The sequence below is a fragment of the Mycolicibacter senuensis genome (assembly GCF_003284925.1).
Lineage (GTDB): Bacteria > Actinomycetota > Actinomycetes > Mycobacteriales > Mycobacteriaceae > Mycobacterium > Mycobacterium algericum_A.
Genome location: NZ_QMEX01000041.1, coordinates 1 through 13280, shown reverse-complemented (window position 1 = coordinate 13280; position 13280 = coordinate 1). Strand labels below are relative to the sequence as shown.

General features: G+C 69.4%; 10 protein-coding genes. 4 read left to right on the top strand and 6 right to left on the bottom strand.

Annotation, left to right across the window (positions count from 1 at the left end; genetic code table 11):
• Nucleotides 1-36: 36 nt before the first annotated feature.
• Nucleotides 37-1602, bottom strand: coding sequence for a sensor domain-containing protein (locus DQP56_RS11835; protein WP_165824995.1), 1566 nt, complete (start codon nt 1600-1602; stop codon nt 37-39).
• Nucleotides 1603-1727: 125 nt separating this feature from the next.
• Between DQP56_RS11835 and DQP56_RS11830 the strand changes: the two genes are divergently transcribed.
• Entirely contained in the window at nt 1728-4100 is a 2373-nt protein-coding gene (locus DQP56_RS11830) for a hypothetical protein (RefSeq protein WP_112685622.1), read from the top strand.
• 43 nt (nt 4101-4143) lie between these two features.
• On the opposite strand, the gene DQP56_RS11825 is transcribed toward DQP56_RS11830, so the two are convergent.
• Nucleotides 4144-6540: a CaiB/BaiF CoA-transferase family protein gene (locus DQP56_RS11825; RefSeq protein WP_112685620.1), complete on the bottom strand. Its 2397-nt coding sequence runs from the start codon at nt 6538-6540 to the stop codon at nt 4144-4146.
• A 57-nt stretch (nt 6541-6597) separates the two neighbouring features.
• On the opposite strand from DQP56_RS11825, the gene DQP56_RS11820 reads away from it, so the two are divergent.
• The 3 genes from DQP56_RS11820 (at nt 6598) to DQP56_RS11810 (ending at nt 10254) form a co-directional block, all read left to right on the top strand.
• On the top strand, nt 6598-9003 hold the full coding sequence (locus tag DQP56_RS11820; protein WP_112685618.1) for a phosphoketolase family protein: 2406 nt from the start codon (nt 6598-6600) through the stop codon (nt 9001-9003).
• Nucleotides 9004-9008: 5 nt separating this feature from the next.
• The gene (locus tag DQP56_RS11815) at nt 9009-9419 is read left to right on the top strand and encodes an MmpS family transport accessory protein (RefSeq protein WP_234825625.1); all 411 of its coding nucleotides are present in this window, start codon (nt 9009-9011) and stop codon (nt 9417-9419) included.
• Between the two features lie 67 nt (nt 9420-9486).
• The gene (locus DQP56_RS11810; protein WP_112685614.1) at nt 9487-10254 is read left to right on the top strand and encodes a CPBP family intramembrane glutamic endopeptidase; all 768 of its coding nucleotides are present in this window, start codon (nt 9487-9489) and stop codon (nt 10252-10254) included.
• 9 nt (nt 10255-10263) lie between these two features.
• Here the strand turns inward: DQP56_RS11810 and DQP56_RS11805 are convergent, their stop codons facing one another.
• From DQP56_RS11805 to DQP56_RS11790, 4 genes are all read right to left on the bottom strand, one after another.
• Nucleotides 10264-11292 carry a zinc-binding alcohol dehydrogenase family protein gene (locus DQP56_RS11805; RefSeq protein ID WP_353617132.1) on the bottom strand — a complete coding sequence of 343 codons (1029 nt, stop codon included), beginning with the start codon at nt 11290-11292 and terminating at the stop codon, nt 10264-10266.
• Nucleotides 11293-11326: 34 nt separating this feature from the next.
• Nucleotides 11327-11641: a GlsB/YeaQ/YmgE family stress response membrane protein gene (locus tag DQP56_RS11800; protein ID WP_112685610.1), complete on the bottom strand. Its 315-nt coding sequence runs from the start codon at nt 11639-11641 to the stop codon at nt 11327-11329.
• A gap of 56 nt (nt 11642-11697) precedes the next feature.
• Nucleotides 11698-12618 carry an alanine and proline-rich secreted protein Apa gene (locus DQP56_RS11795; RefSeq protein ID WP_112685608.1) on the bottom strand — a complete coding sequence of 307 codons (921 nt, stop codon included), beginning with the start codon at nt 12616-12618 and terminating at the stop codon, nt 11698-11700.
• Nucleotides 12619-12655: 37 nt separating this feature from the next.
• Nucleotides 12656-13280 (bottom strand): TOBE domain-containing protein (locus tag DQP56_RS11790; protein ID WP_165824994.1); only part of this gene is annotated, 625 nt, incomplete at its 5' end.

Sequence of the window (13280 nt, the reverse complement as noted above, 5' to 3'; positions counted from 1 at the left end):
CTGCGGCGCGCGCCCGCCGGCGTCGCGGCGTTCAGATCAGAAGGGCGGATTATCGGTGAGTTTGGCGGCCAGCCTCCCGGCGATCCGGTTGGCTTGGTCGCCGATGTGGTCCCCGCAGGCCTTGACATCGATGACCTTGTCGGCCACGGTCCCCAACACCCGCTGGCAGCTGTAACCGTTGCGGCCGTCGAGGCTGAACGACTGAGTGATCTTCGGCGCGTCGCCGGTGACCTCGCCGATATTCCAGGTGAAGGCGTCGGTTCCGCCGTAAACAGCGGTCACCGTCTGCCCGGCACAAGCCCGCCACGGGAGCGCCGCGGCCCTGACGAACGCCAGGGCCCGGTCGGTATCAGCGGGGAACTTCGCCACGTCCTGGTCGACGAAGCGGTTTCCGTCGAGTCCGGCGCGTGCCACCCCGGCGCCGGCCTCGGACACCCGCCAGGTCAGCTGTTGGCTTCCGCTGTTCCGATATGTGCGGTCCAGACCCGGGTAGAGCACACCCGCACAATCCGGCGGCGACACTTCAACCACACCGCTGGTGTGCTTGGCGTGCTGGGGTTCACCTTCAAGGGCTTTCATTCCGGAAACACCCATGATGGCGTCGAGTTCGCTGTCACCGAGCATGGCGAGGCCGGGGTGGTTGCGCGGGATCGCAACCAGAATCGTGCCGATCACCGCGACGACGACACCGCCGGCGAGAAACCACCTGTTGCGCGACGGCCACCTTCGCCGCGGGCCGGCCGCAACCGAATCGGTCGCGGCGATCGCGACCGGCCGGGCCCGCTCGGTCGCTGACTCCCCGGCAGGTTGCGGACCCGGTGCCGGCTCGACGACCGGTTGCGCACCCGACGACAGTGCCACCGTGCGCTGGGGTGTCGACTGCCGTGACAGCGCGGGGCGCGGGGCCGCGAACGGTACCGTGGTCATCCCACCGGCCGGGGTTGCGAGGTTGGCGTCGCAGGTGCTCAGCATCGCATCGACGTCGCTTCTGGTGCGCCAGGTGACATCGGGCCGGTCGCGCAGCAGATACAGCAGCCGAACGATGTCGCGGTGGGCGGTCGGATCGGCACAGTCCTCGTCAAGCTTGTTGCGCAGTTCCGAGACCAACCCGGCCTGCTCATGATGGCTCAACTCTGGGCTGGCAAGGATGCCGGCCAGCCGCATCAGATAGGCGAAGGGCACCTCCGGCTCGGCGGGTAGCGGCACCGGCAGCGGCTCCAGTTGAGCCGTTCGCTTCTGCAGCGCTTCGATCAACCGGATTTCATTGTCGGAGTTCGGGTTCCGGAAGTCGATGATCTGCGTGGCGGCAAGCGGGGTGACCCGCACGCTGTCGACCGGGCCGATCTGGACGGGAAGAATCGGGCGGCGTAGCGCCTGGGCGTACGCCAGCTCCGCTCGGCAGGGTTTGGAGGCCAGTGAGTTGTTCGACAACGCAACGATGAAGACGTCGCATTCGCGAATCTTCTCGAGGATGGTCTGCCACCAGGCCTCGCCGCCGCCCAGTTCATCGTCCAGCCACACACCCTGGCGGGTGCGCCGCAACACGAGCAGCAGGGCGTCAATGGCCGACCGGTCTTGGCTGGCGTGACTCACGAAGAGCATGAGCGCCTCCGGAAAGCTCGACGTGGGAAGAAGCATACCGAGTAAACTCCATCCCGCAATACCAACAGGACAGAACAGTGAGCCCGAGTCCGGAACAATGCACAGGCGCCCGTGCAGTCACGCGAATGCGTTCCCTCGTCACGTCTCGCCGTGCCGCCCATCTGGCCCTGTCGGCCCTGGCCGTCACCGTGATCGCATGGCTGTGCGTACTCGCCCGGTGGCCGGACACCGCCGACCGGTTACCGGCGTGGCTGGGCTGGTTCGGGCGCCCCGGATCGTTGCCGTCGGTCGCCCTCACCGTGACCGTCCTGGTCACGCTCTGTGTGCTGAGTATTCGCGGCCAGGGCGACACCCGATCGGGAAGCGCCCCGGTCGCGATAGTCGCCGGACTTGCCACCGTGGGCGCGCTACTGGGCCTGAGCTCGTTCTGGGAATGCCACGACGACACTCATCCGAGCTTCTTCCAGCCGCTGATCTGGACGGCGGTACTGATCAAAGGCGGCATGACAGACCTCTCGATGAGTGGGCAGGTCTGCCCTACCACCACGCCGGCCGCCCTGATCGTGGCACGACTGGCGGCACTCGGCGCCATTTTCACCGGACTCTCCGGTGTCGCGGTCGCCCTGTTCCGATCCCAGCTGGATCGCTGGCAGGCCAATCACGCCTCCGCTGTCACCGCGGTGATCGGTGTCGATGACGACTCCGGGGCGATGATCGGCGGCATTGCGCAGACGCTGGGCCGGCGCGACACGCTCGTCGTGATGTTCGACGCCGCCGACGACCGCGGCCTATACGGCGCGCGAGCCCTGGGAGCCCGGGTGCTCTCGGTAGACCTCAACAACCCGGCCTCGCTGGAATCGCTGTCGCTGTGGCGCAATCTCGCGAGTTTGTACCTGTTGTCGAGTGACGCCTCCAACAACCGGCTGTGGCTGGACACGATCAGCCAGGCCCTCGCCGATTCACGCCGCCAGCCGCGACGACTGCCTCTGGTGCTCAGGGTCGACGATCCGTGGCAGGCCGAGGCCTGGCGCGCCCAGCAATTCGGCGGGGCTGATGCGCGATGGGCCGTCGACATCATCGGAAAGTACGAAGTGACCGCCCGCTGGCTGCTCGACAATATCGTCGCAGCCAAGACTATTCGGCGGGTATTCGTGTGCGGCACTTCGCAGTTGACCCTGGCGCTCTGCGCCGACCTGACCCGCCGTAAATTGGAGCACGACTACTACACCGCCCCATCCGAGTCGGCGTTGCCGGCCCTCATACTGGTCGGCGAGGACGCCGCCGAATACCAGCGAGACCACGAATTCCACCGCGCGCAAATAGGACTCATCGCGACCGGTCCGGACATCGACGTGGTGTCCAGCGCACCGACGGTGCCGACCTTGGCCCAGCTGATCGATGCCGGTGATACGGCGACCAGTGCCGCCATATTCGTCGACGACTGGTCACGTGGTCCCCGTGGCCCGGCCACCACCGGAAGCCGGTTGGCGGCCCGCTTCACCACGATGCCGGTCTACAGCTGGGATCCCGACAGCCGGGTCAGTGACAACCCGATACCGATTGTGGGCCGGCTCCGTACTTTCCGGCTGATGCTGCAGATGTCCGACGGGCAAGCATCCGACGCCTGGGAGCGGGCCGCCAGCCTCATCCACGGGCGCTACCTCGCCAGCAGTGGTCCGCAGGCGCGACCGCTGCCCTCGCGGTTGCCGTGGGACGAACTCGACGAGTTCTACCGCGGGTCGAACCGGCGCCAGGTCCGCAATGCCTTGTGGATGGTCGAGCAGGTCGCCGATCACACCTGGGACACCTGGGGCAGCGCACCGGCCCCGCTGGCCGAGCGAGACATGGCCGGTTTACCGCCCCTGGAACAACTCGCTCAGCTGGGCTTCGACCACGATTCAGCCATCGCGATGGCCCGTACCGAACACGAAGACTGGTGCCACTACTACCACCGCAACGGTTGGCGATATGGCCCGAACCGAGACGATCGGCACCGGATCCACGACAAGCTGGTCGACTGGTCTGTCATCGAAACCGATCCTGCGCTGCTCGACGGCGTCCTGCTGAGCGTGGCGAACACGCTGTGGAGTCTTCGCCAGCTCGGCTACCGGTCCCGTCCGGTATGGCAGTCATTCGCCAGGGTCGGGACCGTCCGCGCCGAGCAGCGAGCCGGGCCATGGACCTGGACCTCCCCGTCCGGAGCGACGATGCAGGCCGGCCCCGGCGACTGGTTGGTCGAAGAGGACGGCAAGAGCTGGTCGGTGCGCGACGACATCTTCCGATCCTGCTACCGCCATCTGAGCGGATCGCAATGGCAACGGCGCGGAACGGTCCTCGCGCGAATAGCCCAGCCGGGAGAGAGAATCGAGACCCTGGAGGGCCCTACCGTAGCCGCCGACGGGGACTGGGTGGTCAAGGGCGATCACGGCGACCAATGGCCGGTTCCGGCCGATGTGTTCGCGCACCACTATGCCGAACCCCGTTCGGTGGGTGAGTGACCCAGCAGGCGTCGCGGAATCGCAGCGGCACCGTCGAGTCGGACTAATCTGCGGCGAACAGCACGCCGTCGGCGATCAACCGCTCGGTCTCGTTGTCGTCGAGCCCGAGCACGGCACGGCAGATCGCCCGGGTGTCCTGGCCGGGGAGCGGCGCCGGCCGTTGCGGCGCCTGCGGGATATTGCGGTACGGCGCCGGACCGGTTTCAGCCGGCAGTGGGTGCTCGATGAGCGGATGGATCATGTCGGCGAACACCGCGCGGTGGCTCAGCTGGGGATCCTCGGCGATGTCGGGTGGCCGGTTCATCGGCCCGGCCGCCACCCCGGCCGCCTGCAGCAGCCCGGCGACATCGGCCGGAGTGCGCTCACCGGTATGCCGGCTCAGCTGCTCGACGAGTTCGGCACGGTGGGCGCTGCGGTGCTCACCGGTGCCGAAGCGCGGGTCGGCGGCCAACGCCGCGTCGCCGAATGCCGCCGCCACACGGTGCCAATCGTCATCGGTGCGAATCGAGACCACGCACCACTCGTCGTCGCCGGAACACGGGCAGACCAGGTCCAGCCCGGTGTCCGGCACCACCGACGGTCCCGCGGCCCGCGCCACGTAGCAGGTGTCGAGTTGGTTGACGGCTGCCTCGGCCTGCGAGACGTGGACATGGGCTCCGGCGCCGGTTCGCCGGCCGGCTATCAGCGCTGCCAGCGCGCCGATGGCGGTGACCCGCGCGACCACATGGTCGGGGAATACGGTGGTGGCGTCATAGAAGGCGTGGCGCCCCGTCGCTGCCGCGCGCTGGGTGCCCTCCGGGCCCGGCGGAGCGGTCCACAACGCGGTGACCCCGGTGGTGGCACGCACCAGCGGGCCATAGCCCATCCGGTCGCTCCAGGGCCCGCTCTCCCCGAACGCGCTGCTCTCGGCCAGCACCACCTGCGGGTTGATGCCCCGCAGCGTTTCGTAGCAGAACCCCAGGGCGGCAAGGGTTCCCGGTTTGAAGTTGGCCAGTACCGCGTCGGCGCCACCCACCAGCCGACCGAAGATCTCCTTGCCGGCCGGGCTGCGCAGATCCAGGCCGAACCCGAAGTTGTTGCGGTGCGTCCAGGCGAACGACTCGCTCATCGCCGATCCGGCGCGGGTCTGCCGCAGCCCGTCCGGGTAGTCGGCACTCTCCACCTTGATGATCTCTGCGCCCAGGTCGCCGAAGAGCCGGCTGGCCTCACCGCCGGCCACGATGACCCCCAAATCGACGATCCGCATCCCCTCGAACGGGCGCGCACCGACCGCGCCGCCGCCCGCCGGCACGTCCGGCCGGGCTCGCCACCCGGCGCCGCCACCACCGGCCGCCGGCGCCGGCGTGCGGAAACCGGCACGGCGCCCGTCGACCACGAAATAGCCGGCCGGTATCAGCGCAGCGACACCGGGGGCCAGTTCGGCGCTGACCGCGGCCCGCGCCGCCGCGAAATGTTCACCGGCCAGCACCTGCGCCGGTTCGCCCACGGCGGCGATCGGCACGCCGCGCGCCTGTCCGGCCGTGACCAGATCGGCCATGTCCTGCTCGGCGAACAGCTCGCGAACCAGCACGCTGATCTGCGGCCAGGCCGCGAACCGCTCACCGATCACGTCGAATCTGGGGTCGGCGTAGGCGGCCGGCTCCCCCAGCCACGCCCGCAACCCGCGCCACTGTCGCGGCGACATCACGCACAGCCGTACGTAACCGTCCCGGCACGGATAGATCGGGTAGGCGTCCTGGTTGCGGGGCCGGCCACGCCAGCGACTCGCCCCGCGGCGGGCCGCTGCCACCTGGCCCTGCGAGCCGAAGATCGGATCGAGCACCGTGACCACCGCATCGAAGCGGGCGAAGTCGATGTAATCGCCGACGCCGCAACGTAACCGGTTGTAGTAGGCCACCAGCACCGCCCAGGCGGCCTGCACCGCCGCGGTCGCCGAGGCTATCCCGTCCGGCGGCAGCACCGGTGCTCCGGTGGTCGGCTCTGATCGCGACAGCGCACCGGAGAGGGCGTAGAGCACCGCGTCGGTGGCCCGCCAGTGCGAACGCGGCCCGCTCATGCCGAAGTCGGTGACCGACATCGTCACCAGGTGGCGGTACCGGTCGGCCAGTTCACCGCACGAGGTCCCGAACCGCGAGGTCCCCAGGGCGGCGGTGCGCCCGGGCGGGCCGCCATCCACGACGATGTCGGCGGTGCGCGCCAGCTCGTCGAACCGGCGGCGGTCCCGTTCGTCGGCCGGATCCAGGATGACGCTTCGCTTGTTGGCGTTGTGCAACCCGAAGGAGATGCTCACGCCCCCCAGCAGTGGGGCAAGGCGGCGCGCCGGACTGCCGCCGGGGGGCTCGACCTTGAGCACGTCGGCGCCCAGGTCGGCGAGCAACCTGGTGACCGCGTCGGCGTCACCACCAGCCAGATCCAGGACGCGAACCGACTCCAGCAGCACATGGCCAGGGTAATGAACGGTTGCCGCCGGTCCGCGTCGGCGTGGACAATCGCAGAGATGAGTGCAGAGACCACGGCACCGACATCCCCCACACTCTCCGACGACGACCTGGCACGCATCGACGCCTACTGGCGGGCCGCCAACTACCTGTCGGTGGGCCAGATCTATCTGCTGGACAACCCGCTGCTGACCGAACCGCTGCAGGCCGAGCACGTCAAGCCGCGGCTGTTGGGGCACTGGGGCACCACCCCCGGCCTGAACCTGCTCTACGCCCACCTGAATCGGGTTATCCGCGAGCGCGACGCCGACGTCATCTTCGTCACCGGGCCCGGTCACGGCGGCCCGGCGCTGGTCGCCAACGCCTACCTGGAAGGCACCTACAGCCAGGTGTACACCGGCATTGAGGAGAATGCCGAAGGCCTACGAAAATTGTTCCGGCAGTTCTCATTTCCCGGTGGGATACCCAGCCACGTGGCCGCCGAGACGCCGGGCTCCATCCATGAGGGCGGCGAACTGGGCTACGCGCTGGCGCATGCCTTCGGCGCGGCCTTCGACAACCCGGAGTTGGTGGTGGCCTGTGTCATCGGCGACGGCGAGGCCGAGACCGGACCGCTGGCCGCCAGCTGGCATTCGAACAAATTCCTCAACCCCGCCGTCGACGGCGCGGTACTGCCCATCCTGCATCTCAACGGCTACAAGATCGCCAATCCGACCGTCCTGGCCCGGATCCCCCAATCGGAGTTGGAGGCGCTGCTGCGCGGCTACGGGTACCGGCCGATCACCGTCGCCGGTGACGATCCGGCCGTCGTGCACCGGTCGCTGGCGGCCGCACTCGACGACGCGTTCGACGACATCGCGGCGATCCGCCGCGCCGCGCGCGCCGACGGCTCGACCATGCGGCCGGTGTGGCCGATGATCGTGCTGCGCACCCCGAAGGGCTGGACGGGGCCGGCCAAAGTGGACGGTCAGCAGGTGGAGGGCACCTGGCGCGCCCATCAGGTGCCGCTCGCTGCGACCCGCACCGATCCCGGGCACCGCAGGCAGCTGGAGGAATGGTTGCGCGGTTACCGGCCGACGGAGCTGTTCGACGAATCGGGCCGGCTGCAGCCGGAGCTGGCCGCACTGGCGCCGCGCGGAAACCGCCGGATGAGCGCCAACCCGCACGCGAACGGCGGCTTGCTGCTGCGCGACCTGGACCTGCCCGACTTCCGGGACTACGCCGTGCCGGTGTCCCGGCCGGCCACCGAGACCCACGAGGCCACCCGCGTGCTGGGAACCTTCCTGCGCGACGTCATCGACCGCAACCGCGATCGGTTCCGGTTGATGGGCCCCGACGAAACCGCTTCGAATCGCCTTTCAGCGGTATTCGAGACGACCGACCGGGTCTGGCTGTCGGAAACCGCACCCGGGGACGATCACGTAGCCCCCGACGGCAGGGTGCTCGAAGTGCTCTCCGAACACCTCTGCCAGGGCTGGCTGGAGGGCTATCTGCTGACCGGCCGACATGGGCTGTTCAACTGCTATGAGGCGTTCGTGCACATCGTCGACTCGATGTTCAACCAGCACGCCAAGTGGCTTGCGGTCAGCCGCGAGCTGCCGTGGCGCCGGCCGATCGCCTCACTCAATTACCTGCTGACCTCCCATGTTTGGCGCCAGGACCACAACGGCGCGTCCCACCAGGACCCCGGCTTCATCGACCTGGTGGCCAACAAGCGCCCCGAGGTGGTGCGGGTCTACCTACCGCCGGACGGCAACACCCTGCTGTCGGTGGCCGACCACTGCCTGCGCAGCCGCAACTACGTGAACGTGATCGTCGCCGGCAAGCAGCCGGCACTGGCCTACCTGGACATGCCCGAAGCGGTGGCGCACTGCACCCGGGGACTGGGCATTTGGGACTGGGCCGGCACCGCCACCGGTGAGCCGGATGTGGTGCTGGCCTGCGCCGGCGACGTCCCCACCCTCGAAACGCTGGCCGCCGCGGACATCCTGCGCCGGGAGCTGCCCGGCCTTGCCGTGCGGGTGGTCAACGTGGTGGACATCATGCGGCTGCAGCCTGCCACCGAGCATCCGCACGGGTTGCCCGACAGCGAATTCGACGCCTTGTTCACCCGCGACAAGCCGGTGATCTTCGCCTACCACGGCTATGCCTGGCTGATCCACCGGCTGACCTATCGGCGCACCAACCACGACCAGCTGCACGTGCGCGGGTATCGCGAGCGCGGTACCACCACCACCCCATTCGACATGGTGATGCTCAATGACCTGGATCGCTTCCATCTGGTGATGGACGTCATCGACCGGGTGCCGGGTTTGGCTGAGCGCAGCGCGCTGCTGCGCCAGCAGATGGTTGATGCCCGGCTGGCCGCGCGGCTCTACACCCGCGTGCACGGTGAGGACGACCCCCGGATCGCCGACTGGACGTGGCGAACGGACGTTTCTGAAGCCGACGGCGAGATAAGGTGACGGCCATGACTGTTCACCCGTCACCGGTCCGGACGCTTCGCAAGGCGACAATGCTGCTGTTCGGCGTGCTCGTCGCCTCGGCGACCGTCGTCGGTGTCACCCCGGCCGGCGCGACGCCGGACCTCACCTTGGTGCCCGTCCGCTATGACCTGACCGGAACCGGCGTCGCCGGCTACATCACCTACCAGACCCAGAACGGTCAGTCCCACGCCACCAACGCCCCGTTGCCCTGGTCGATCGAGCTGACCGGCCGGATGACCAACATGACCAATCCCGCCGTCTACTCGGTGAGCGCCCAGGGTGCCGGCCCCGGCACGCTGAGCTGCACGGTCAGCGTCAACGGAAAGGTCGTCAGCCGACAGACCGCAACCGGAGACCCGGCGCGAGTGCTGTGCACGACCCACGGTCCCCGCTGAGCTGTCTTGAGCCGCGCGCATACTGACCGGACTGCGTCAGCTTCCAGGCGGGCGTAGAATCCGACCAATGCCTTGCCACGATTTCGCGGCGTCCGGGGGGCGGCATCCGTTGGTGTCGCAACTCGCGGCGCTGAACCAGTTTCGCGCCTTCGTCGACGTCGCCGTCGTCGTGGTGGTCTTGGTGATGGCCAACCTGGTCGCGCATTTCACCACGCCCTGGGCGGCGGTGGCCACGGTGCCCGCGGTCGCCGTCGGTTTGGTGGCCCTGGTCCGCTGCAATGGTCTGAGCTGGGCGGAGCTCGGTCTGGGCCGCGCCCACTGGAAGTCCGGGGTCGGTTACGCCGTCGCGGCGGTACTGGTCGTGGTGTCGGTGATCGCCATCGGCGCCTTACTGCCCTGGACCAGGCCGATGTTCTTGAACAACCATTACGCCACCCTGTCCGGCGCAGTGGTGGCCTCGATGCTGGTCATCCCGCTGCAGACCGTCATCCCCGAAGAGCTGGCGTTCCGCGGCGCGCTGCACGGCGCGTTGCACCGGGCCTGGGGGTTCCGCGGCGTCGCCGCGGCGGGCTCGCTGCTGTTCGGGTTGTGGCATGTGGCGACCTCACTCGGGCTGACCAGCAGCAATGTCGGATTTACCCGGCTGTTCGGCGGCGGGTTCTTGGGCATGGTGGCCGGCGTGACGCTGGCGGTGCTGGCCACCGGGGTGGCCGGTTTCGTGTTCAGCTGGCTGCGTCGCCGCAGCGGCAGCCTCATCGCTCCGATCGCCCTGCACTGGTCGCTCAACGGGGTGGGTGCCCTCGCGGCCGCCCTGGTCTGGCAACTGTCGGCCTGAGCCGGCGGTTCACACCACCAACACCGCCGCCCCGGCGATCCGGCCCGCGGCAAGGTCCGCCAGTGCCCGGTCGGCGTCGCCCAGCGAGTACTCCGGCGTCGTCACGGTGATGTGGTGCGCCGCGGCGAAGTCGAGGAACTCGCGGGCGTCAGCGCGGCTGTTCGACGTCACCGACCGGATCCGGCGTTCGTAGAACAGGTCGCGCTGGTAGTTCAGCGGCGGGATATCGCTCAGATGGATTCCGGCGATCGCGCACGTGCCACCGCGATCCAGGGCCTGGCAGGCGGGCGGCACCAGCTCGCCGACCGGCGCGAACAGGATGGCCGAGTCCAACCGCACCGGCGGCGGGTCGGCCGCCCCCTGGACCGAGGCCGCACCCAGCTGCAGCGCCAGCTCCCGAGCCTGCGGATCCCGGGTCATCACGTGCACCTCGGCGCCACGGGCCAACGCGACCTGCGCGGTGATGTGCGCACTGCCGCCGAACCCGTAGATTCCCAGCCGGCCGCCGGGCGGCAGGTCGGCGAGTTTCAACGAGCGGTAGCCGATGATGCCGGCGCACAGCAGCGGCGCCAACTCGGTGTCGCTGTAGCCGCCGGGCAGATGATGGGCGAACGCGGCTGGGACGGTGGCGAATTCCGCATAACCGCCGTCGTCATCCCAGCCGGTGTAGCGCGACCGCGGGCACAGGTTCTCATCGCCCCGACGGCAGTATCGGCAGGTTCCGCAGGTGTGCCGTAGCCAGGCGATTCCGACCCGATCCCCCACCGCGAAGTCCTCGCCGGCTTCGGCGCCCACCTCGACGACCTCGCCGACCACCTCGTGGCCAGGGGTGACCCCGGCGCGGTGCACCGGTAGGTCACCTTCGGTGACGTGCAAGTCGGTGCGGCACACCCCGCAGGCGCGCACCGCGACCAGCAACTCCGCGGGCTGCGGCCGAGGCACCGCGGCGCTGACCCGGTGCAAGGGCCCGCCGGCGATGGGACCGGGATGATCGACCCGCCAGGCGGTCATGGTCATCCCGGGGGACTGCGCACCCATGACGACATTGTGCGCCCAGCGACCGGAGGCCGGTTCAGCCTCGGCGCACCAATCCCAGCAGCCAAAGCAGCAGGACCGACCCCAAGGTCGCGGTGAACAGCGTGAACCACCAGCCACCGCCGGCCGTGTCGAGGAAGAAGCTCAGCAGGAAACCACCGATCAATGCGCCGATGACACCGATCACGATGTTCATCAAAATACCGCGGCCGCCGCCGCCGACGATCTTGCCGGCCAACCAGCCGGCGATGGCACCGATGATGATGTAGCCGATCCAGCCGACACTGGTCAGCGTCGTCGAGCGTTCGGCGAGGAATTCCGTTGCCGCCAGCACATGCGTTTGCGCAGTCATATCGCCAGGCTAGCGGCTTTTACACCGCTGCGCGGCAAACTATGCCAGCCGATCGGTCAGGATGCGGGCGCCGGCGCCGGCGGCGCCGCCGGGGCGGGTTCCGGGGCCGGTGCGGGAGCCGGAGCAGGCGCCGGTGCGGGCGCCGGAATACCCGGGATGCCGGGCACCGGAGCGGGCGCCGGCTCGACCGGGGCCGGAGCCGCAGTCAGCGGACGGATGGACTCCGTCAGCACTTTGGCCGCCTCCCGGTCCACCGGGTTGTTCGCGGTTCCCAGCCACACCACGAACCACCGCTCGGTCTGGGCGCCGGTGCCGCCGTCGGCCGGCGGCACACCGATGACGCCGCTCCAGATCTGGCCGACCGGTTTGGCCGGGTCGGTGAACTTGACCTCGTAGTAGGACGCGCTGCCGGTCAGGCCGCCGCCCGCCAGCTGAGTGCTTTCCTGGTTGGCGCGGGTCCCGGGGTAGGGCATGAAGAATTCGCCCATGTCGGATCCGAGCCGGGTGGCGGCCTTGGCGTTGTCGGTCTCGGCGCTGGCGTAGAGCCGCTGATCCAGCTTGCCGAGCACGATCCGGGTGTCGTTGGCCACCGGTGCGGGCTGCCCGGGCAGCATCGGATCTCCGGTCTGCTTGCTCAGCAGCGAGGATCCGTATTCCAGGTGGCTGGTGTCGGACTGCACCCAGCCGCCGGGCAGCACGTAGCTGAATCCGCCGGCCACGTCGTCGACCCGGCCCACCTCGGGTGCGCCCGGCTCGGCGGCCGGCGCCGGTGCGTGCCCGTCGGCGGGGGGCGGTGCGTCGGCCGGTGGCGCATCGGCCGTGGCGGGCGGCGCCGGCGGTGGTGGCGGCGGCGGGTCCGCGGAGGCCGGCGACGCCATGGCGAATGCCAGCGCACCGGCGATCGCGGTGGCCCACGTCGTCGCAGCCACCGCCCGAATGCCCCTGTGAGCCGTTGAGGTCAGGTCCACCTGCTTCATGGCAGAAAAACCTACCGCGTCCGGACCGCTACGCAAGTTACGCCATGCCGGGGTGTGTCGCCCGCAAGGTCACTTCCTGCGCCTTGACGCCGAACCAGACCGGCTCGCCCGGCGCCAGCCGCAACTCGCCGGCGGCCTCGGCGGTGATGTCGGCGGCCAGTCCGGGCGCGCCGTCCGGCTGGTCGACACCGCGTACCTGGATCGCGCTGCCCCGTGCGTCCAGTTCGGCGACGGTCACCGCCACGAGGTTGCGCGGGCTGCCGTGCGCCGGCGGCTCCCGATACACCGCAACCGCCCGGGGTGTACACACCGCGACAGCCGGCCGGCCGACGCCCGAGCCGTCGTCGGCGATTCCGTGCCACCGATCGCCCCACCGGGTGCGTAGCACACCGTCGCTTTCGATCACCCCGGCCACCAGATTGAAACCGGCGATGCGCGCCCCGAATCGACTGCGGGGTGCGGCCAAAACCTCTGCCGTGCCACCGATTTCGGCAACCCTACCCGACTCGAGCACCAGTACCCGATCGGCCAGCGCGAACACGTCGAGCAGGTCATGGGTGACCAGCACCGTGGTGCGGCGAGTGGTGGCGATGACCTCACGCAGCACGGTGCGCACCGCGTCGGCCGCAGCCACATCGAGCCCGGCCAACGGCTCGTCGAGC